Origin of the sequence: Bradyrhizobium sp. BR2003, assembly GCF_009720285.1 — a bacterium.
Lineage (GTDB): Bacteria > Pseudomonadota > Alphaproteobacteria > Rhizobiales > Xanthobacteraceae > Bradyrhizobium > Bradyrhizobium elkanii.
Genome location: NZ_SMYJ01000009.1, coordinates 16,521 through 35,650, shown reverse-complemented (window position 1 = coordinate 35,650; position 19,130 = coordinate 16,521). Strand labels below are relative to the sequence as shown.

Annotated in this window: 16 protein-coding genes; 7 read left to right on the top strand and 9 right to left on the bottom strand. The window is 65.0% G+C overall.

Going from position 1 to position 19,130, the window contains the following annotated elements; translation table 11 throughout:
* Nucleotides 1-35: 35 nt before the first annotated feature.
* A complete protein-coding gene (locus E2I15_RS04560; protein WP_155262220.1) occupies nucleotides 36-1,145 on the bottom strand; it encodes a lytic transglycosylase domain-containing protein in 1,110 nt (369 codons plus the stop codon).
* A gap of 91 nt (nucleotides 1,146-1,236) precedes the next feature.
* Between E2I15_RS04560 and E2I15_RS04555 the strand changes: the two genes are divergently transcribed.
* A complete protein-coding gene (locus E2I15_RS04555; RefSeq protein WP_137477620.1) occupies nucleotides 1,237-2,172 on the top strand; it encodes a glycine/sarcosine/betaine reductase selenoprotein B family protein in 936 nt (311 codons plus the stop codon).
* Between the two features lie 381 nt (nucleotides 2,173-2,553).
* On the opposite strand, the gene E2I15_RS04550 is transcribed toward E2I15_RS04555, so the two are convergent.
* Both E2I15_RS04550 and E2I15_RS04545 read right to left on the bottom strand, forming a co-directional pair.
* On the bottom strand, nucleotides 2,554-3,606 hold the full coding sequence (locus E2I15_RS04550; RefSeq protein ID WP_137477618.1) for a phenylacetaldoxime dehydratase family protein: 1,053 nt from the start codon (nucleotides 3,604-3,606) through the stop codon (nucleotides 2,554-2,556).
* Nucleotides 3,607-3,636: 30 nt separating this feature from the next.
* Nucleotides 3,637-4,647, bottom strand: coding sequence for a carbon-nitrogen hydrolase family protein (locus tag E2I15_RS04545; RefSeq protein ID WP_137477616.1), 1,011 nt, complete (start codon nucleotides 4,645-4,647; stop codon nucleotides 3,637-3,639).
* Between the two features lie 207 nt (nucleotides 4,648-4,854).
* Between E2I15_RS04545 and E2I15_RS04540 the strand changes: the two genes are divergently transcribed.
* The 3 genes from E2I15_RS04540 (at nucleotide 4,855) to E2I15_RS04530 (ending at nucleotide 7,925) form a co-directional block, all read left to right on the top strand.
* A complete protein-coding gene (locus E2I15_RS04540) occupies nucleotides 4,855-5,811 on the top strand; it encodes an AraC-like ligand-binding domain-containing protein (protein ID WP_137477614.1) in 957 nt (318 codons plus the stop codon).
* A 214-nt stretch (nucleotides 5,812-6,025) separates the two neighbouring features.
* On the top strand, nucleotides 6,026-6,379 hold the full coding sequence (locus E2I15_RS04535) for a PilZ domain-containing protein (RefSeq protein ID WP_137477611.1): 354 nt from the start codon (nucleotides 6,026-6,028) through the stop codon (nucleotides 6,377-6,379).
* 124 nt (nucleotides 6,380-6,503) lie between these two features.
* Nucleotides 6,504-7,925, top strand: coding sequence for an MFS transporter (locus E2I15_RS04530; RefSeq protein WP_137477609.1), 1,422 nt, complete (start codon nucleotides 6,504-6,506; stop codon nucleotides 7,923-7,925).
* Between the two features lie 99 nt (nucleotides 7,926-8,024).
* On the opposite strand, the gene clpA is transcribed toward E2I15_RS04530, so the two are convergent.
* Nucleotides 8,025-10,430, bottom strand: coding sequence for an ATP-dependent Clp protease ATP-binding subunit ClpA (clpA, locus tag E2I15_RS04525; RefSeq protein ID WP_026192862.1), 2,406 nt, complete (start codon nucleotides 10,428-10,430; stop codon nucleotides 8,025-8,027).
* Nucleotides 10,431-10,690: 260 nt separating this feature from the next.
* Nucleotides 10,691-11,023: an ATP-dependent Clp protease adapter ClpS gene (gene clpS / locus E2I15_RS04520; RefSeq protein WP_137477608.1), complete on the bottom strand. Its 333-nt coding sequence runs from the start codon at nucleotides 11,021-11,023 to the stop codon at nucleotides 10,691-10,693.
* On the opposite strand from clpS, the gene E2I15_RS04515 reads away from it, so the two are divergent.
* Together E2I15_RS04515 and E2I15_RS04510 are read left to right on the top strand one after the other, a co-directional pair.
* The gene (locus E2I15_RS04515; RefSeq protein ID WP_137477606.1) at nucleotides 11,016-11,372 is read left to right on the top strand and encodes a hypothetical protein; all 357 of its coding nucleotides are present in this window, start codon (nucleotides 11,016-11,018) and stop codon (nucleotides 11,370-11,372) included. The two genes, clpS and E2I15_RS04515, sit on opposite strands and share 8 nt — an antisense overlap.
* Nucleotides 11,373-11,538: 166 nt before the next feature.
* Nucleotides 11,539-13,419, top strand: coding sequence for a TadE/TadG family type IV pilus assembly protein (locus E2I15_RS04510; protein ID WP_137477604.1), 1,881 nt, complete (start codon nucleotides 11,539-11,541; stop codon nucleotides 13,417-13,419).
* A 71-nt stretch (nucleotides 13,420-13,490) separates the two neighbouring features.
* On the opposite strand, the gene E2I15_RS04505 is transcribed toward E2I15_RS04510, so the two are convergent.
* Entirely contained in the window at nucleotides 13,491-13,829 is a 339-nt protein-coding gene (locus tag E2I15_RS04505) for a phasin family protein (protein ID WP_137477602.1), read from the bottom strand.
* A 424-nt stretch (nucleotides 13,830-14,253) separates the two neighbouring features.
* Between E2I15_RS04505 and E2I15_RS04500 the strand changes: the two genes are divergently transcribed.
* The gene (locus E2I15_RS04500) at nucleotides 14,254-16,044 is read left to right on the top strand and encodes a serine hydrolase (RefSeq protein WP_137477600.1); all 1,791 of its coding nucleotides are present in this window, start codon (nucleotides 14,254-14,256) and stop codon (nucleotides 16,042-16,044) included.
* 238 nt (nucleotides 16,045-16,282) lie between these two features.
* Here the strand turns inward: E2I15_RS04500 and E2I15_RS04495 are convergent, their stop codons facing one another.
* The 3 genes from E2I15_RS04495 to E2I15_RS04485 form a co-directional block, all read right to left on the bottom strand.
* On the bottom strand, nucleotides 16,283-17,002 hold the full coding sequence (locus tag E2I15_RS04495; protein WP_137477598.1) for a DnaJ domain-containing protein: 720 nt from the start codon (nucleotides 17,000-17,002) through the stop codon (nucleotides 16,283-16,285).
* An 84-nt stretch (nucleotides 17,003-17,086) separates the two neighbouring features.
* Nucleotides 17,087-17,827, bottom strand: coding sequence for a vWA domain-containing protein (locus E2I15_RS04490; RefSeq protein WP_137477597.1), 741 nt, complete (start codon nucleotides 17,825-17,827; stop codon nucleotides 17,087-17,089).
* 89 nt (nucleotides 17,828-17,916) lie between these two features.
* Nucleotides 17,917-18,858 carry an alpha/beta hydrolase gene (locus E2I15_RS04485; protein ID WP_050999547.1) on the bottom strand — a complete coding sequence of 314 codons (942 nt, stop codon included), beginning with the start codon at nucleotides 18,856-18,858 and terminating at the stop codon, nucleotides 17,917-17,919.
* Nucleotides 18,859-19,130: the final 272 nt, after the last annotated feature.

Below are 19,130 nucleotides of genomic sequence, written 5' to 3'. Positions count from 1 at the left end.
GCACGGCGGGTATGCATTAGCCCGGATGAAAGCAATCACGCCCTGTTCTTCAGCACGAAGCACGCCCCGCCCGCCTTGCGGATGCGGTTGCACAGGCCGTCGGCTTCGGGGCGCGTATCGGCGCCGATGCGCACCTGGTAGAAGGTCGCGCTGCCGCGGGTGCGTAGTCGCGAAGAAAGCAAGCTCGGATCCTGATCACCGATCACGTTGGCGAGGCGCTTGATGGCGCGGGCATACATCGCGAGCGCCTTGTCGCGGCTGAAGCCGGCGGCGAGCTGGACGCCCCAGACCTTGGCCGCCGACAGCGTGATGTGCTGCTCGAGCCCTGCGACGAACGGGTTGGGTGCGCGCTTCAGCAGCGCCATCAGCTCGCGGCAGCTCTTGGTCGGCGCGCGCTGTGGCATCTTGCCGTTGCGCCCGGCGGCGGCCCAGTCGTCGACGCTGGAGCCGGTGATCGCGGAGACGTAATTGCGTGTCTCCTGCGGCATGTAGCCGGAGCCGGCGAGCCAGTCCTGGATCCGGCGCGGGCCGGCATTGTAGGCTGCGGCCGCGAGGCCGAGATTGCCGAACTGGTTGCGCAGTTCGCTGAGGAATTCGGCCGACTTCGGCAGCGCCTGCACCGGATTGAACGGATCGAGCAGCCCGCGCTCGTTTGCCGTGCCCGGCATGAATTGCGCGATGCCCTGCGCGCGCTGGCCGTTGCGGGTCATCGGACCAACCGCATCGGCCTGGAAGCGGCTCTCCTGCCAGATCACGCGTGCGAAGAATTCGAGCGGCAAATCGTTCGCCCGTGCCGCCGACTCGATCATCAGGCACATCGCCTCGCGGGTGTCGCTTTCGCGCGCGTCATCCGCGGGCTTGTCGGTCGTCGCGGCGGACTTCTCGGGCGGCGCCGCGGGCGTATCTGCCGGCGGCACGGCAGGTTTCTCGGCCGATGGTGCGGCCTGCTCTCCCGGCGGTGGCGCAGGCTGATCCCCCGGCGCGGCCGCGGGCTTCTCAGCGGGCTTGTCCGCGGGCGGCGCGGCCGACTGCTCGGTGCCCGGCGGCTGTGCCGGGGCTGCGGCCGGAGCGTCCTCCGCTCCGACCCGGGCCGGCGGCACCAGCAGCACAAGCACGACCAATGCGGCGCAACGACCTGTTCGCATGGCAATTCTGTTCCCGCGCGGGCGCGGCTTGACACCGCAAGCTCGTGGTCTAGCTATGGACTGAAATGATGGCGCGCAAAGGGAGCGCAAAATGGCCGCAGCATCCGACGATCAACTCGGCTTTGCCCCGGACGGCGACGCCCCGATCGGCTATATGAAGCGGACCCGCGATTATTACGCGGCGATCGGCTACACTACCCCCTACCGCTGGGCGCATTACACCTCCGCTCCGTTCCAGCCCCTGAAGAAGCCGCTGAACCAGTCCAGCGTCGCCATCATCACGACCGCGGCGCCGTTCGATTCCGCCCGGGGCGATCAGGGCCCCGGTGCGAAATACAATGGCGCGGCCAAATTCTATGCGGTCTATGACGGCGACACGTCAGAGCAGCACGATCTGCGGATTTCGCACATCGCCTATGACCGCACCCACACCACGGCGACCGACAGCGGCACTTGGTTCCCGCTGGCGCAGCTCAAGCGCCTCGCCGCGGCCGGCACGATCGGCGAGGTCGCCCCCCGCTTCTTCGGCGCCCCGACCAACCGCAGCCATCGCGTCACCATCGAGACCGATGCGCCCGAAATCCTCAAGCGCTGCCGTGACGACAAGGTCGACGCCGCGGTGCTGGTGCCGAACTGCCCGGTCTGCCACCAGACGGTCAGCCTGGTGGCTCGACATCTCGAGGCCAACGGCATCTCCACCGTCGTGATGGGCTGCGCCAAGGATATCGTCGAGCACGCCGCCGTGCCGCGCTTCCTGTTCTCCGATTTCCCGCTCGGCAACTCCGCGGGCAAGCCGCAGGACATAGCCTCGCAAGCGTTCACGCTGGAGCTGGCGCTGCGCGTGCTGGAGTCCGCGCCCGGTCCGCAGACCACCGTGCAGTCGCCGCTGCGCTGGAGCGCGGACCATGCCTGGAAACGCGACTACAGCAACGCCGACGCGCTCAGCGCCGAGGAGCTGGCCCGCCTGCGCCGCGAGTTCGACGCGCAGAAGGAAGTCGCCAAGGGGCTGCGCGAGCGCGTCGCGTAAGGCTTACCCAATTTGCGGTGTCATCGCCCGGCATGCCGCCTTCGCTCAAGCTTCGACGCGCCGAGGACAAATGGCCCCGTCGAAGCCTTGGCGTAGACCGGACCGGGCGATCCAGTACGCCGCGGCCTCTCGGCTCAAGCGTGAGCGTCTCTGGAATACAGGATCAACCGCCCGCGCGGGTGATGACACTGAGCGAACTGAGGAAGCGTCAGCAAGAGTTCTGAATAATAGAAACATGCCCCTGATTTGCCCGACGAGTCAAGTCGTCATGTCGTCGTCATGTTGAACGCCGGCAGCCGCCGGCGCCTTTGCATGGGGTTGTTTTCGATATTTTGGCATCGCGCCCCCGCGACGGCAGGCTATTGCACCTGGAGGCCCGCGTCAGGCGGCTGGTGCTGCCGCGACCTGCACCGCACAAAGCATGCCGGTGCGCGCGTGACAGCCGAGATACTCGAAGAACTGCTCGTCGGCCGCTGCCACCGTGACCTCGTGGTACAGCCTAAGCTTGGCATTCGGCCCCAAAGTCGAGAGATATTTCATCGCCGCGCCAAAAATCCGGACATGGGTCGGATGCGATTCCGCCCAGCGCTCCAGCGCGGCGAGGCTCTTCCACCAGCTCTGGCCGTAGGACTTTTCGGTTGGCCGCCCCTCCGCGTCGACCACGCGCATGTAGCGGTTGGCGTAGCAGCCGATCGGGACGCCGTCGTCGCGCAGGAAATCCATGCCCTCGCGCAGCACCGGCTCGACATCGTCGAGGTACATCTTGCGTTCCGACGCTTCGGTGTCGCTCCAGTCCTGTCCGGAGCGGATCAGGCAGAGATTGTCATGCGCGACCACGCGGACGCGCGCGCCGTCGCGGATCGCGCGCGGCTCGCTGCCTGGCGTCATCGCGTCGGTTTGCGACAGCGGGATACGGTCGCGCATGCCGCCCCAATAAGCGTGCTCCTGCACCTCTCCGCTCAAGCCGTCGGCGAGCACAGCGACCCCCTCCGGGCGGCCGAGCGACGAGAACAGCGTCTCGTAGCGCGCAACATGCGGCCGCAGCACCTCGATGAAGCGGCCGACGCCCTCAGTGGCGCCGCTACCGGTCCAGGCCTCGCGCGCGCCGTCGAACCAGGCGTCGAAATGCCCGGCGTCGTCCCAATAGGCGACCGAGACGACGTTGGTGAAGCCGGCCTGGTCGACATATTGCGCACGATCCCAATGCGCCGGACCGTTTTCCCTGGCAAAGCGCGTTGCGATCTGCGCCAGCGCCGCGGTCGCCGCCGCGCTCGGCTCACCGCGAGATTGCACGCCGAAATAGGCCATGATCACGCGCGTGACCGCGGGCTTGTGGCGTGCGACGAAGGACGGATAAGGCGGCGCATAATCGTCGGGCACACGCCGATGACGCGATCGGGCCGTCTGCAGATGAGATGGAATGGCTGATTCCATGGCAGTCGCCTCCGGTTGGATGTCGTGCGTTCAGCTCGCGGCCGCGTCGATCTCCTCAAGGCTGTCGAGCGGCAGCGCGAAATGCTCGACGCGCTTCGAGGGCTTCTTGTTCAGCAGCAGGCGCGTGACATCGGGGCGCGAATAATGCCCGGCCGGATCAGCGGCGTTCTTGGCGATCCCGATCGCGCCGAGATCGATATCGGCGAGCAGCAGGCCCTCCTGCTCGGGCGGCAGCTTCTCGGCGATCGAGCTGCCGTCCGGCCCGTAGATCGCGGCGTGTCCGCCGCCGACATGCAGCAGCGCGTGCTTGTCGTCGCGGTCGCACATCTCGTCGATCATCGCCTGCGAGACCGTGGCGCAGGGCGCCAGCACGAAGCACGAGCCCTCAACGGCGTAGACCCGCGAGGCTGCGTTGTTGACCTCCCAGCCGAGCGCCGGGGCGAACGGATCGTACAGCGAGAAGCTCGGCCAGGCCGCGACATGGACCTGCTCGTTCTGGGCGTACATCGCGTATTTCGACAGCGGCTGCAGATGCTCCCAGCAACACAGCGCGCCGAGCCTGCCGATGCCGGGACGGTCATGCACCGCAAGGTCGCTGCCGTCGCCCTCGCCATAGACGGTGCGCTCGGCATGGGTCGGCCGCAGCTTGCGCCGCTTGGCGATGGTCTCGCCGTCGGGGCCAACAAGCCATTGCGCGAGATAGAGGCTGCCGCCGTCGCGCTCGGACAGGCCGAGCACCGCGGTCATGCCGGCCTTCTTGACCGCGAGCCGCAGCTTCTCGGCCTGCGGGCTGTCGTAGCACAGCGAATTGTCGAAATAGCGCTGCACGAAGCCGCGTCCGATCGCCCAGGCCGGCGAGTCCAGCCAGATGTACCAGGGATAGCCGGGGATGAACGCCTCGGGGAATGCGATCAGCTTCGCCTCTTTGGCGGCGGCCTCCTCGATCAGCGCGATGGACTTGGCGATGGAGGCGTCGAGGTCGAGCCAGGCAGGTGCGGCCTGCACCACCGCAACGCGGTATTTCGGATGTTCGATGCCCATGATGTCCTCCTGGCGGCCGACGCTTCCGGCCGGTTCGTGCTTGATCGGGCACGGCGGCCTCTGACATCATGCTGCCCCGGGACCGGGCACGCCGTTCGACCAGGACGGAAGGAAAATTCGACTGCGGAGGAGATTCCCCGGCCGTCCCCGGTACGAAGCTTGCTTTGTTTGCGTGGCCAGCGTTTGCACTCGTGAAGGGAGGAAATCATGCCGGCCCTGTTCACCACGGAAGACGCGCCCACCCATCGGCGCCTTGCGCTCTGGCAGGACATCGTCTGCGACGTGTTCGTGCAGCTCGACTGCAAGTCCGATCTCGGCACCGCCTTCCACGGCGCCATCACCAGCGCGCAGCTCGGCGCGGTGAAATGCTCCGTTGTCTCGTCGAGCCAGCAACGGGTGCTGCGTACGCCGTCGCGGATCGCGCGCGCCAGCGAGGATTTTGTGCTGTTCGCGCTCGGCCGCAGCGGCGCGGGCGCCGTGCTGCAGGACGGCCGCGAGACCGTGATCCAGCCCGGCGAGTTCGCATTCTACGACACCACCCGGCCCTATGAATTGCGCTTCAACACCGACTTCACGCAGACCATCTTCCAGGTGCCGCGCGCCATGCTGCACCGGCGCTTCGCCGGCACCCAGGGCCTCACCGCGACCACGTTCACATCGGATCGCCCGGTGCAGCGGCTCGCCTGGCAGTTCGTCTCGGGCCTCTCCGAGATCGCCGACAGGCTCGATCCTGACAACGCGATCCGCCTCGCCGACCAGGCCGCCGATCTGCTCGCGATGGCGATCAGCGAGCGGCTCGGCGGCGCCGCGCTGCCCGCATCGACCCACCGCTCCGCGCTGCTCTACCGGCTGAAGGCACATGTGCTCGCGCATCTGCCGAACCCCGAGCTCGGCCTCACCGAGACCGCCGCGGCACTCGGCATCTCGCCGCGCTACGTCAACAGCCTGCTGGCCGACGAGGACACCTCGTTCCAGCGCTTCGTGCTGGCGCAGCGGCTGGAGCGCTGCAAGCGCGACCTCGCCTCGCCGGCGCACGCGCATCGCCACATCGGCGAGATCGCGTTCGCCTGGGGCTTTAACGATCTCTCGCATTTCGGCCGCGTGTTCCGCGACCATTACGGCCTGTCGCCGCGCGACTGGCGGCAAAGCCGGCTGCCGAACTAAAGCGTTTTCGAACGAAGTGGATACCGGTTCGCGTTAAGAAAACGCGCCAAAAAAGAAACCAAAGCCCGTGGATCTTTGCGGCGCAAAAAATACCCGGGAAATCCGGACCCCCGCAGAGCAAACAATTTACACTAACTGCAACGGGTTCCGCCGACGCCCTTCTTTTCGCAGAGACGGACCGGTACAGTCGTGCCGTTCATTTGGAGGATTTCCGATGCAGGACCGGCGCCAGAGCGTACGCGACAAGGTGTTTTACGGTGCAGTTGCGGAGATCAATGAACGCGGCTCGACGATGGATTGCGTCGTTCGCAATATCAGCGAAGGCGGTGCCTGCGTTGAATTTGGCGATGCTGTGCATCTGCCCGAAGAGATGAATCTCAGCGTCGCACGCAAGGGCCGCTCGTTCCTGGCCCGCCTGATCTGGCGTCAGGCCAACAAGGTCGGCCTCGCCTTCCGGATCATGACCTCGGACACGCCGGTCAGCGATCTCGACGAGCGGGTCCGCCGCAGCGAGATCAAGAAGCGGCAGCTGCAGCGGCGCATCAATGAGTTGCTCGGCCAGGGCTGAGCCAGCTCGGCTGGTAGCCCTCGTTTCCGTCGCGGCCGGCATCCGGCATTCGGGGTTGCAAAGGCCGGACTAATCCAGCATGCGGTAATCCCCGCAACGCCGGAACCGAGAGCCACTCCACGACATGTCGTCCGCGATCATCGAGCATCCCGACGGGCTGCCGCAGCCGCAGCGCAATTGGGCCATTCTCACGATCGCGCTCGGCCTTGTGATGGCCGTCGTCGACGGCTCGATCGCCAACGTTGCGCTGCCGACCATTGCCCGGGATCTGAACGCCAGCCCGGCGTTCTCGATCTGGATCGTCAACGGCTATCAATTGGCGATCACGATCTCGCTGCTGCCGCTGGCCTCGCTCGGCGAAATCATCGGCTATCGCCGCGTCTACCTGGCGGGGCTGTTGCTGTTCACGCTGGCGTCGCTGTTCTGCGCGCTGTCGCACACGCTGCCGCTGCTGACGGTCGCCCGCATCCTGCAGGGGTTTGGCGCTGCCGGAATCCTCAGCGTCAACACCGCGCTGGTTCGCTTCATCTATCCGCATTCGCAGCTCGGCCGCGGCATCGGCGTCAACGCGCTGGTGGTCGCGATCTCGGCCGCGGTCGGCCCGACCATCGCCTCGCTGATCCTGGCGGTCGGGACCTGGCCGTATCTGTTCGCCATCAATGTCCCGCTCGGCATCGTCACGCTGGCGCTGGGCTGGCGCTTCCTGCCGCACACCAGGCCGGCGGTTCACGCCTTCGACTGGCAGAGCGCCGCGATGAGCGCCATCGCGTTCGGGTTCGGCATCAGCGCGATCGACAGCGCCGGCCACGGCGGAGCGCTGTATCTCTGCGCGTTGGAGTTCGCCGTCGCCGCGGTCGCCTCGCATTTGCTGTACCGCCGGCAGCAGCATCTGCCCTCGCCGCTGCTGCCCGTCGACCTGCTACGAATTCCGATCTTCGCGCTCTCGATCGGCACCTCGATCGCCTCGTTCTGCGGCCAGATGCTGGCCTTTGTCGCGATGCCGTTCTATCTGGAAAACCATTTCGGATATTCGGCGGTGCAGATCGGCCTGTTGATCACGCCCTGGCCGATCGCGGTCGCATTCGCCGCCCCGCTCGCGGGCTGGCTGGTGGAACGCTATCCGGCCGGCCTGCTCGGCGGCATCGGCTTGCTGCTGTTCGCGACGGGATTGGGCACGCTGGCCTTGATGCCGGCCAACGCAACGCCGATCGACGTGATCTGGCGCATGGCGCTCGCCGGCGCCGGCTTCGGCCTGTTCCAGACCCCGAACAACCGCACCATGATCGCCGCCGCCCCGCGCGAGCGCTCGGGCGGCGCCAGCGGCATGCTGGGGACCGCGCGCCTGCTCGGACAGACCATCGGCGCCGCTTTGGTGGCGCTACTGCTGGCGCGCTATCCGGCTGACGGCACCCGGATCTCGCTGATGGTCGGCGTCGGCTTTGCCGTCGTGGGGGCCGTGCTCAGCACGCTCCGGCTATCCTCGGCCGGCAGCCGCGGCGCCGATCAGGTCCGGGTCCATGAGGGCCAGCGCCTGAAGGGGGAATGACGCCGCGTACAATGCGGATCGCATCGGGCCCCTCCACCGCCGCAAACAAAAAGGCCGGCTGTTCAGCCGGCCTTTCCATTTCGTTGCTCGGCTCGCGCCTCAGACCTTGACCATCGGCCCCTTTGAGGCCGGCCCCTTGGTGCCGCCTCCGCCGCCGTTGGGACCACCCTTCGGCGGCTTGCGCTTGCGCGGCGGCAGGTTCTCGGGCTTCGGTGTGACCGGGCCCTCGACATATTCGAAGCCGATCTTGTCCTTGGCGGCCGCCTCGTCCTTGACCAGGATGACGCGAACGTGTCCGCCGCCCTTGAGCTGGCCGAACAGCACCTCATCCGCGAGCGGCTTCTTGATGTGCTCCTGGATGATGCGCGCCATCGGCCGTGCGCCCATCTGCTCGTCATAGCCGTGCTCGATCAGCCAGGCCTTTGCAGGCTCGGACAGCTCGATCGTGACGTCGCGGTCGGCAAGTTGCGCCTCGAGTTGCAGCACGAACTTCTCGACCACCATGCCGATCACCTCGGCATTGAGGTGCGCGAAGGAAACGATCGCATCCAGCCGGTTGCGGAACTCCGGCGCGAACTGGCGATTGATCGCCTCGTGATCGTCGCCTTCCCGCTTCGAGCGGGTGAAGCCGAAGGCCTGCCGCGCAAGATCGGCCGCGCCGGCATTCGTGGTCATGATCAGGATCACGTTGCGGAAGTTGACCTGCTTGCCGTTGTGGTCGGTGAGCCGGCCATGATCCATGATCTGTAGCAGCACGTTGTAGAGATCCGGGTGCGCCTTCTCGATCTCGTCGAGCAGCACCACGCAATGCGGATGCTGGTCCACGCCATCGGTGAGCAGGCCGCCCTGGTCGAAGCCGACATAGCCGGGAGGCGCGCCGATCAGGCGCGACACGGTGTGCCGCTCCATGTATTCGGACATGTCGAAGCGCAGCAGCTCGACACCGAGCGACGCCGCCAGTTGCTTGGCCACCTCGGTCTTGCCGACGCCGGTCGGACCCGAGAACAAATAGCTGCCGATCGGCTTCTCCGGCTCGCGCAGGCCGGCGCGCGCCAGCTTGATCGACGCCGCCAGCGACTCGATCGCCTTGTCCTGGCCGAACACCGTGCGCTTCAGGGTCTGCTCGAGATGCTTCAGCACCTCGGCATCGTCCTTCGACACGCTCTTCGGCGGGATCCGCGCCATGGTCGCGATCGTGGTCTCGATCTCCTTGATACCGATCGTCTTCTTGCGCTTGCTCTCGGCGACCAGCATCTGCGCCGCGCCGGACTCGTCGATCACGTCGATCGCCTTGTCGGGCAGCTTGCGGTCGTGGATATAGCGCGACGACAGCTGCACCGCCGCCTCGATCGCCTCATTGGTGTATTTCAGCCGATGGTAATCCTCGAAATAAGGCTTCAGGCCCTTGAGGATCGCGATCGCGTCTTCCACCGTCGGCTCGTTGACGTCGATCTTCTGGAAGCGCCGCACCAATGCGCGATCCTTCTCGAAGTGCTGACGGTATTCCTTGTAGGTGGTCGAGCCCATGCAGCGGATCGTGCCCGAAGCCAACGCAGGCTTCAGCAGATTGGACGCATCCATCGCGCCACCCGAGGTGGCGCCGGCACCGATCACGGTGTGGATCTCGTCGATGAACAGAATGGCGTTCGGATGCGCCTCCAGCTCCTTCAGGACCTGCTTGAGCCGCTCCTCGAAATCGCCGCGATAGCGGGTGCCCGCGAGCAGCGTGCCCATGTCGAGCGAGAACACGGTCGCGGCCGCCAGCACTTCCGGCACGTCGCTGTCGACGATGCGCTTGGCGAGGCCTTCGGCGATCGCGGTCTTGCCGACACCGGCCTCGCCGACGAACAGCGGGTTGTTCTTCTGGCGGCGGCACAAGACCTGGATCGCACGGTTGATCTCGGCATTGCGGCCGATCACCGGATCGATCTTGCCGTCGCGCGCCTTCTTGTTGAGGTTGACGCAATAGGTCTCAAGCGCCTCGCCCTTCTTCTTGGCGTCCTCGTTGCCCTTGGTCTCGGTTTCCTCGTCGACGCCGCGCACCGGCCGCGCCTCGGACACGCCGGGCCGCTTGGCGATGCCGTGGCTGATGTAGTTGACGGCGTCGTAGCGCGTCATGTCCTGCTCTTGCAGGAAGTACGCGGCATGGCTCTCGCGCTCGGCGAAGATTGCGATCAGGACGTTGGCGCCGGTCACTTCCTCGCGACCGGACGACTGGACGTGAATCACCGCGCGCTGGATCACGCGCTGGAACCCGGCGGTCGGCTTCGCGTCATCGGCGCCGTCAGTCACCAGGTTTTCGAATTCGGTCTCGAGATAATTAACGAGGCTCGTCCTGAGCTTGTCGAGATCGACGCTGCAGGCCCGCATCACAGCCGCCGCATCCGAGTCATCGATCAGCGACAGCAGCAGATGTTCGAGCGTCGCGTATTGATGGTGACGCTCGTTTGCGATCGCCAATGCACGGTGCAGCGATTGTTCAAGGCTTTGGGAAAAAGTTGGCATTCGCGTCCTCTATGGCCCCCTGCCATCATGATCGCCATTACCGGGTCAGGCAATAACAACCTTCGTGATCGCCTTTGATATAGTTACGACGGATCGTGGCGAAAGACCGGTCCCGCGATGATGGTTTTCTTCTAAATTCGGGGCATCGGGGCGTCGCGCGGCGGCGCCCCGTGATCGTACGGGAACGCCGTTCACCACCATCAAAAACCGCAATGCAAGACCCGTTCCGCGCCCCGCGGCGGGTCAGTCGTTCCAGCGAGCTATTTCTTTTCCATCACGCATTGCAGTGGATGCTGATGCTTGCGCGCGAAGTCCATGACTTGCGTCACTTTGGTCTCGGCGATCTCGTAGGTAAAAACGCCGCACTCGCCGATCCCGTGGTGGTGAACGTGCAGCATGATCTTGGTCGCCGCCTCGGCGTCCTTGTTGAAGAATCGTTCCAGCACGTGAACGACGAACTCCATCGGCGTGTAGTCGTCGTTCAGGATCAGGACGCGGTACAGGTTCGGGCGCTTGGTCTTCGGCTTGACCTTGGTGATGACCGAGGTCGACGGGCCGCCGCCCGTCCCATTGCGGTTGTCATCATTGCTCATTTTCGGCGCCGGCGCGGCGGCCACCGCCGGCATCGACGAAACCGGCTCGGAAATCGGGACTGTCAACGTGGATCGCAACATGGCTCAGGCGTTCGAATTCCCCAAGGGAAGCCGGATGGCGGAAAACCCGGATGGCAGTTGGACGGTGGTCGCGATTGCCGCAAGACTGATCGCGGAACCCCCAGCAATGCTTTCCAGATTGCCGCTCCCGGTCCGATCCGGCGGCCGGATCGACCTCCCGAATATGGGCCTCGCGAGGCCCTGCCGCAAGCGCAGACCCGGCGCGGCCCACCGGTCCGATTCCCGGCGCGGCAACCCTCGGAAGGTTAATCATTTCTGCCTGATTTGACAAAGGAGTCGGGCGGCCAATTTAGACGTCATTGAGGATAGCCAGCGCTTTTGCCCGGCTTTTGAGCCTCCCCCGCGCCACCCTGCCGGGTTTCCCGCGCCCGATTCACCATCTGTTTAGCGGCGCCGGTCGAGATGCCACCGCAATTCATTTCGACGAGAGTGCCATGCTTGGTTCAGCCATTTCCGATCGCGTCTGCGCGGTTGCTCGCCGGTTTTCCAGGGCAAATAACGGCAATGTCGCGGTCATCTTCACCTTCGCAATGCTGCCTCTCCTCGCTTTCGTGGGAGCCGCGATCGACTATACCCGCGCCAACAACGCCCGCTCCGCGATGCAGGCGGCGCTCGATTCGACCGCGCTGATGCTGTCCAAGGATCTGACCATGGGCAACATCACGGCCGCGGAGATCCCGAGCAAGGCGCAGACCTATTTCACCGCGCTTTACACCAACAAGGACGGCCAGGGCATTTCCGTCACGGCCAACTACACCACCCCGACCTCGAGCGCGGCGGCCAACATTCTGCTGGGCGGATCCGGCTACATCAAATCCGATTTCATGCAGCTGGCCGGTTTTCCGACGCTGGGTTTCAAGAGCTCGACCACCACCACCTGGGGCAACGTCAAGATGCGCGTCGCCCTCGCCCTCGACAACACGGGATCGATGTCGGACGACAACAAGATCACCGCGCTGCGCAACGCGGTGGCCGGAACCGGCGGACTGATCGACCAGCTCAGCGCGCTGAGCAAGAACAATGGTGACGTCTATATCTCCATCATTCCGTTCGAGAAGGTCGTCAATGTCGGCACCAGCAATGTCGGCCAGAGTTGGATCGACTGGACCGACTGGCTCAATCCCCCGACCACGCAGCCCGCCAACGGCACCATGCAGGCAAGTCTGCCGATGAACTGGCACGCGGTCGGACCAGGTGCGCGATGCCCGTGGACCAACAGCAATGGCGGCTTCACCTGCCAGAAGAGCCCGACCAATACGGGCAATGCGAACTACATCCCCTCGAGCGGGACCTATTCAGGCTACATCTGCCCCAGCGTCGATGCGAACTCCTACACGCGCTACAACGGCTGCTGGGTGAGCACGCAGGTCGGCACCGGCGTGTTCTGCAGCGGCTCGACGTCGTGCAGCTGTCCGAAGAATTCTTCCGGTAACGATGTTTCCGGCTGCAGTTGCGGCACCTCCGGCGGCGTCTATCAATGCACCGGCAAGCTGTACACCCACGACTGGACGCAGCCCGGTCCCAACGACACGGCCGACAACCAGGGCCAGCCCCGGGTCAGCGCCGTCGTCGGATGGACCAACAATCAATGGACCTCGACCAACCAGATCCCCACCGTGAAGAACGACTGGCGGCAAGCGTCCACCAACCCGATCGGCAACTGGACGGGCTGCATCGCCGACCGCACCCAGCCGAACGATGCGACCGGCGTGCTGCCGGCGTCATCCGACGTCACCACGCTGTTCCCAGCCAATGAGCTGTTTGAGAACGGCTACTCCTACTGCAGCAGCAACTCCTCGCCGCAACTCGAGCCGATCATTCCGCTGAGCTACAACTGGACCGCGCTCAAAAATGCGGTCAACGCGATGCAGCCGACCGGCGGCACCAACCAGGCGGTCGGCCTGGCGTGGGCATGGCAGTCTCTGCTGGTGGGCGGCCCCTTGAACACGCCGGCGGAGGACTCCAACACGACCTACAACCGGGTCATCATTCTCTTGTCCGACGGTCTGAACACCGAAGACCGCTGGCCCGAATATGGCGACGGCCGGACCCAGGCCTCCGGCAACCCGATCGACGCCAGGCAGGCCCTGCTGTGCCGAAACCTGCAGGCCGCGAAGGACTCCAGCGGCCAGCCGCTGTACACGATCTACACGATCCAGGTGAACACGCACTCGCCCGCCGATCCGACCTCGACCGTCCTGAAGAACTGCGCCAGCACGCCCGACAAATTCTTCATGCTGACCAGTTCGACCCAAATTCTGACGACGTTCAACACGATCGGAACCGCCCTCAGCAAGCTGCGACTGGCGAAATAGCCGCCCGCTTCAGGCACAACAAAAAGCCCGGCCAAACGGCCGGGCTTTTCGCTTGTCTTGGTCGGCGACGCTTACTGGGCGGCGGGCGCGAACTTGGAGATCAGGCCCTCATAGGGCTTGAAGGTCTGCTTGGCGCAGTCGCTGTAGAGGCCGGCGATCTTCTGCGATTCCGCGACGAAGGTCTCGTAGGACGAGCGCAGGTACTCGGTCTGGGCCTCAAGCGCCTTGTCCAGCGACTTCACGCCCGACAGCTTCTCGACGAACGACTTGGTGTCCTCAAAGGACTTCTTGGCATAGTCGCCATAGGCGGTGGCGATGGCCTGAACGCCGCTCTGCAGGTTGTTCGCCGACGCGGTGACCGACTCGAAATGCTCTTTGCCGTAGTTCTGAATGTCTTCGATCTTGACCATGGATGGAATTCCTTTTCCCAGACTTGAAGGCGCAAATTCCCATTGCCGGGAAGCTCCCGGCCCCCTGACGCCGATAGCAATATCGCATCGCACAATATAGTCAACAAATATTGTGCAACGCACAAATCACACAACCCCGAATCTCCGGCATTTGCGATAAACCCCGGGGGACTACGCAACGGTTGCTTAATCTTTTGGAAACTCGGCCCGCCTAACCTGATTCCCGGACTTTGTTCGCCTTCCGACAGACAGCCTCGAAAGCTGTTTGTGAACAACACCTTAGCTAGAAGAGCGACCTGAGCCGCCACGTGGGCCGATGGTTCTGCCCGAAGTGGCTTGTTGCGCAGGCAAGGATCGATGGCCGCCGGGCACAATTTCGCCTCACGAGCCAGTGATCTAGATAGAAATTGGGACGGGGAAGTAGATGCTTCGAACAACCTTGGCCTCCTCGCGGGCGCTGCGAGTTGGCGTTCTTGGGCTCGTAACCGTCACGACGGCGATCCTGATCACGAGTGATAGCGCCGAGGCGCGCCGTCACCGGCGCCACTACGCCCGTCACCACCACAGCCAGGAAGCGCGCGAGAGCTACAGCCCGCAATTCGCGTCGATCATCGTCGACGGCAACACCGGTTCGGTGCTGACCGCCACCAGTCCCGATGGCCTGCGCCACCCCGCCTCGCTGACCAAGATCATGACGCTCTATCTGCTGTTCGAGCGCCTCGATTCCGGAAAGATGAAGCTCGACACCGAAATGCCGGTGTCCGAGCATGCCTCCGAACAGGACCCGACCAAGCTCGGCCTGCGGCCCGGCTCGACCATCAAGGTCGAAGACGCCATCAAGGGCCTGGTCACCCGCTCGGCCAATGACGCCGCGGTCGTGATCGCCGAGGCGATCGGCGGCAGCGAAGACGATTTCGCCCGGATGATGACCCGCAAGGCCCGTGCGCTCGGCATGAGCCGGACCGTCTATCGCAACGCCTCCGGCCTGCCCAATGATGAGCAGGTGACGACGGCGCGCGATCAATCGACCCTCGGCCGCGCGATCCAGGACCGCTTCCCGCGCTATTACCGCTACTTCTCGACCTCGGTGTTTAACTTCCGCGGCCAATCGATCCGCAACCACAACCATCTGCTCGGCAACGTCGAGGGCGTTGACGGTATCAAGACCGGCTACACCCGCGCTTCCGGTTTCAACCTCGTGACCTCGATGCGTCGCGGCAATCGCTTCCTGGTCGGCGTGGTGCTCGGCGGCCGCAGCGGCGGCTCGCGTGACGCCATCATGCGCAACCTGCTCGCCGAGAACGTCGGGAAGGCCGCGACCACCCGCACCGCCGCCGCGATCACCGAACGCAATCCGGCCGACGCCAATGTCGAGGTCGCCGACGCGGATAATGCGCGCGCGCCGGACACTTCGCCTGCCGCGGCGTCGGAGCCCGCCGCAACGGCTGCGATGCAGGCGCCGCGCCCGGCCAGCAAACCCTCGCTGATGGCGGCGGCCGCCGCCGCGCTGCCGCCGCTCCCGGTCAAGCCGGAGCCGCAGGCCAAGCCCGAGCCGGCGCCGCTGACCTCAGGCGTGATCCAGACCCAGCCGATCGCCGCGATCCCCGGCTCGGCTGAACCGATGAAGCCGGTCAAGGTGAAGACGGTGCAGGTCAAGGCCGGCCAGATCAAGCTCGCCGCGGCCGGCCCGGCGCAGTCCGCGCCCCCGATCACCAACACGATCCCCGCGCGCGGCGAAGTCCCTGAGACCTCCAATGCGATGATGGCGCGGGCCGCCGAGACCAGCCGGCCCGAAATGCCGCCGCAGCCGGCCAATTTCGGCACCGGCAACGGCATCCTCGGCGTGCTGCCGGCCTCGGCCGTGCATGCACCTGCTGCTCCGGCATCGCAGGCCGTGGCGTCGATTGAACCCGCCACTCGCAGCGTGCAGGCCGCCCCGCCGACCAGCTCAGCAAAGCCGAGCGCCGCCCACACCGGCTGGATCATCCAGGTTGGCGCGCTGGAGTCCGAAGGCGAGGCCAACAAGCGCATCGACCTCGCGCGCAGCTCGGCCCGCGGCCTGCTCAGCAAGGCGGATCCGTTCACCGAGGTGGTCGCCAAGGATAATCGCAAGCTCTATCGCGCCCGCTTTGCCGGCCTCGAGCGCGATCAGGCCGAGGCGGCTTGCAAGACGCTGAAGCGCGCCGAGATCTCCTGCATCACCGTTCGCAACTAATCGTCGGCATCAGCTGATTTCAAACGGCCGGCGCCGCAAGCGCCGGCCGTTTTGTTTTTGCCGTCGCGAAACGGCCGGCCGGCCACGCGCGGCACGACCATGAAACTTCTCGTCAAGATTTTACGGTTAAGTTTTCCCGAAAGAGCGATCGGCCACGCCGGACAGCGGCGGGCCAGACGGGGCATCAATCAGAAACGGAAGGCGGCTCTCGGCTGTGGCGTTGGTAGCGTAGCCGGAGTTAGAGATGCGTGCGAAGCAAAGTATCCTTGGCCTCGTTCACACGGGCCGCGAGGTACGTCGAGCCCCCCTGGTCGGGATGGAGTTTCTTCATCAGGGTACGGTGGGCCCGGCTGATGTCGTCGCGCGACGCTCCCGGCTGCAGGCCAAGGATCTGATAGGCCTCCTCGTTCGTCATTTTGCCACCCGACGCCGCACGGCCCTGCCCCCGTGCCCGGTCGCCCTGTGCGTCCTGACGCCAGGCGGGAAAACGGCGGTCCAGATAGCTTTCAAGTAGCGCGACGCTCTCGGCGTCGAAGCCCGGGACCATCGCCAATAGCTGCGACAGGTCGAACTCGTCGAGCATGCGGCCGGCCTGCGGTCCGGCCACGATCTGGCCCCTGAGCACGCCGCTGCCGTGATCGAGGCTCATATCGAGATATTGCGAGCGCACCCGCGAGCTTTGTCCCTGGCTGCGCGAACCGCCGAACATGCCGCCCAGATTGGGAAATCCGGTGCTTCCGAACGGCGACCAGCCGAGCAGTCCGGCGCCGAAGATGCCGAGCGGAATTGCCACTGCCAGTTCGCCCCGCACGCCGGTAAAGGCCGCGACCGCCAGTGCGAGCACGCCGCCACCGATCTTGATCGCGCGCGCAAGCACGGCGGGATTGGCCGCACGAAACATCTGCAGCGCGGAATAAAGGACGACAACGGCGACGACGCCAGCGATCAGGGTTGGCATGTCCGGAATATAGGCGGCCCGGCGGCAAAAAGCATGCGAAGCTTCGTCTCACCGGCATCAGGCGGAGCCTGACGCGACGCGGCGCTATTTCATCTGACCGATCAGCTTCGCCGCGCCGCTCGCGGTCTTGGCCAGTTGCAGCAGCGCCTCGCGGCCGCCGGCGGCATAGGCCGCGGCGGCACGCAGCAATTCGCGGAGCTGCGCGGCCGCGCCGGGATCGAACCTGCACCATGCACCGCCGGTCAGCCGGGCGACCTCGCGAAATGTCTGCTCGGCGGTCGCGTCGTGCCCCTCCTGGAACATGAAGACCGGCACCTTGAGCAGGCCGAGCTCGCCGGCTTTGGCGCAGAGATCGTCGGCGCTTTCCTCCATCGCGTCGCCGACGAACACCAGCGCGCGCACCCCTGCCTCGACCGCCTCGCGGCGCGTCTCGGACAGCACCTTGCCGATCTGGGTATTGCCGCCCTGGCAATCGATCTTGCTCATCAGCCGCGCGAGCTGCGCGCTGTCGGAGATCCAGCCCGACGCGCGGCACTCATTGAAGCCGCGATAATAGACGAGGCGGATATCGAGACTGCCGAGCGAGCCGGCCTCGCGGAACATGTCCGCCTGCAGCGTGCACGCCATGTCCCATGTCGGCTGCCGGCTCATCGTGGCGTCGAGCGCGAACACCAGCCTGCCGCGGGCGCCGGCGCGATGCGGCGACATCGCCCGCGCCTTGGCGACGAATGCCGCGATGTCGTTCGCGCTGGATGTCGGCACGCCAGGCGCATGAGCCGGGCGTATATCGTTTCCGGATGTCGGTTTGATCGTCTTGCCGGCCATCAGCGCTTGCCTCGTACAGCAAACACTATGTGGGCCGCGGCAGCGGATTGGTCAACGTGACGGGCCAGCCTGGATCCCGGGCCGCCCGGTCAATTCGTGACCGATGGATCCTTCTTCGTCTCGGTCTTGGTCAGCGAGAGCGACTTCTTGAGCTTGTCGGTCAAGGTCTGAGGTTTCTCGACCGGCACGTAGAGCGAGACGGGACCCGGCTCCAGAATCTTCGGCGGCGCATTCCTGGTGTCGACCGGCGCGACAGCGCTGTCGGTGTCGGCCAGGAATTTATCGAGCATGGCCTGGATCGAGTCCTTGGCCTTCTCGGGCCCGGTGTCCCGCATGTCGTTGTGCTGGAAGTTGGTGTTGACCACGGTGATGCCGGCCTTCTCGCATTCGTCGGCATCGGGAACGACACCCGGATCCGGCTTGAACTGCGAGTCATGCGAACGGAACGACAGGATCTTGAACTTGCCGTCGGTCATGAACGGCACGCGCAGATTGTCCAGCGTCACGACCTTCTTGATCTCGTCCGGATACTGCTTGGCGAAATACATCGCGATGTCGCCGCCATTGGAATGGCCGACCATCGTCAGCTTGCTGTAGTCCGCGTTCGGCTGGCGCTTCTTCATCTCCTCGATCGCGAACTTGATGTTGGTGATGCCGCGCTGGTACTGCGGCAGGCGGCCGACATAGAGCTCGCCGACCTTGGTTACCATCGGTCCGTCCGACGGCAGGTCGTTCTGAATGCTGATGGTCAGATAGCCGCGCGCCGCGAACACGTTCGCGAGGAAGGAATATTCGGTGAATTTGACGGTATTGCCATGATTGAGGATCGCAACCGGCAGCGTGATCATGCCAGCGTCGGCCTGCATCTCCTTGTCGAAGCGCACGGCAACGTCGACCGCGACCGGCCGCTCATCGCGCGTCGGGTCCTTGAACATGAGAGTTTCGTGACGGATCGCCCACTTGCTCGCGGTGAAATAGGCCGCCGTGATCACCACGGAGAGAGAAAGCAGAACGAGAATTCCACGCTTCATGACGTCCTCGAGGTGCCCGCCTTTTCAGGGCTATTCTTGGCCGGAGACTCTTCGGCCTCCTTTTGAGAATATATGTCACGGCGCTGTGACAGGAAGTCTAAAAGTTGGGACTTCGCAGCACGTTCATTGTGCGGTGCACACAACCTTTGTGCATTCGCTTCCAGCGCCATGGCTCTGCGGCACGATAATACCTCAAGACCAGCCGATAGGAGCGAGAACGCGGCTGGCTTGGGAAAACCGGATCTGGCCAGCTTTGTTCCGGCATATTGGCG

Bases quoted from the DNA above. Each gene is read 5' to 3' on its own strand.
- E2I15_RS04560 (WP_155262220.1), bottom strand. From the start codon at position 1,145: ATGCGAACAGGTCGTTGCGCCGCATTGGTCGTGCTTGTGCTGCTGGTG.
- E2I15_RS04555 (WP_137477620.1), top strand. From the start codon at position 1,237: ATGGCCGCAGCATCCGACGATCAACTCGGCTTTGCCCCGGACGGCGAC.
- E2I15_RS04550 (WP_137477618.1), bottom strand. From the start codon at position 3,606: ATGGAATCAGCCATTCCATCTCATCTGCAGACGGCCCGATCGCGTCAT.
- E2I15_RS04545 (WP_137477616.1), bottom strand. From the start codon at position 4,647: ATGGGCATCGAACATCCGAAATACCGCGTTGCGGTGGTGCAGGCCGCA.
- E2I15_RS04540 (WP_137477614.1), top strand. From the start codon at position 4,855: ATGCCGGCCCTGTTCACCACGGAAGACGCGCCCACCCATCGGCGCCTT.
- E2I15_RS04535 (WP_137477611.1), top strand. From the start codon at position 6,026: ATGCAGGACCGGCGCCAGAGCGTACGCGACAAGGTGTTTTACGGTGCA.
- E2I15_RS04530 (WP_137477609.1), top strand. From the start codon at position 6,504: ATGTCGTCCGCGATCATCGAGCATCCCGACGGGCTGCCGCAGCCGCAG.
- clpA (WP_026192862.1), bottom strand. From the start codon at position 10,430: ATGCCAACTTTTTCCCAAAGCCTTGAACAATCGCTGCACCGTGCATTG.
- clpS (WP_137477608.1), bottom strand. From the start codon at position 11,023: ATGAGCAATGATGACAACCGCAATGGGACGGGCGGCGGCCCGTCGACC.
- E2I15_RS04510 (WP_137477604.1), top strand. From the start codon at position 11,539: ATGCTTGGTTCAGCCATTTCCGATCGCGTCTGCGCGGTTGCTCGCCGG.
- E2I15_RS04505 (WP_137477602.1), bottom strand. From the start codon at position 13,829: ATGGTCAAGATCGAAGACATTCAGAACTACGGCAAAGAGCATTTCGAG.
- E2I15_RS04500 (WP_137477600.1), top strand. From the start codon at position 14,254: ATGCTTCGAACAACCTTGGCCTCCTCGCGGGCGCTGCGAGTTGGCGTT.
- E2I15_RS04495 (WP_137477598.1), bottom strand. From the start codon at position 17,002: ATGCCAACCCTGATCGCTGGCGTCGTCGCCGTTGTCGTCCTTTATTCC.
- E2I15_RS04490 (WP_137477597.1), bottom strand. From the start codon at position 17,827: ATGGCCGGCAAGACGATCAAACCGACATCCGGAAACGATATACGCCCG.
- E2I15_RS04485 (WP_050999547.1), bottom strand. From the start codon at position 18,858: ATGAAGCGTGGAATTCTCGTTCTGCTTTCTCTCTCCGTGGTGATCACG.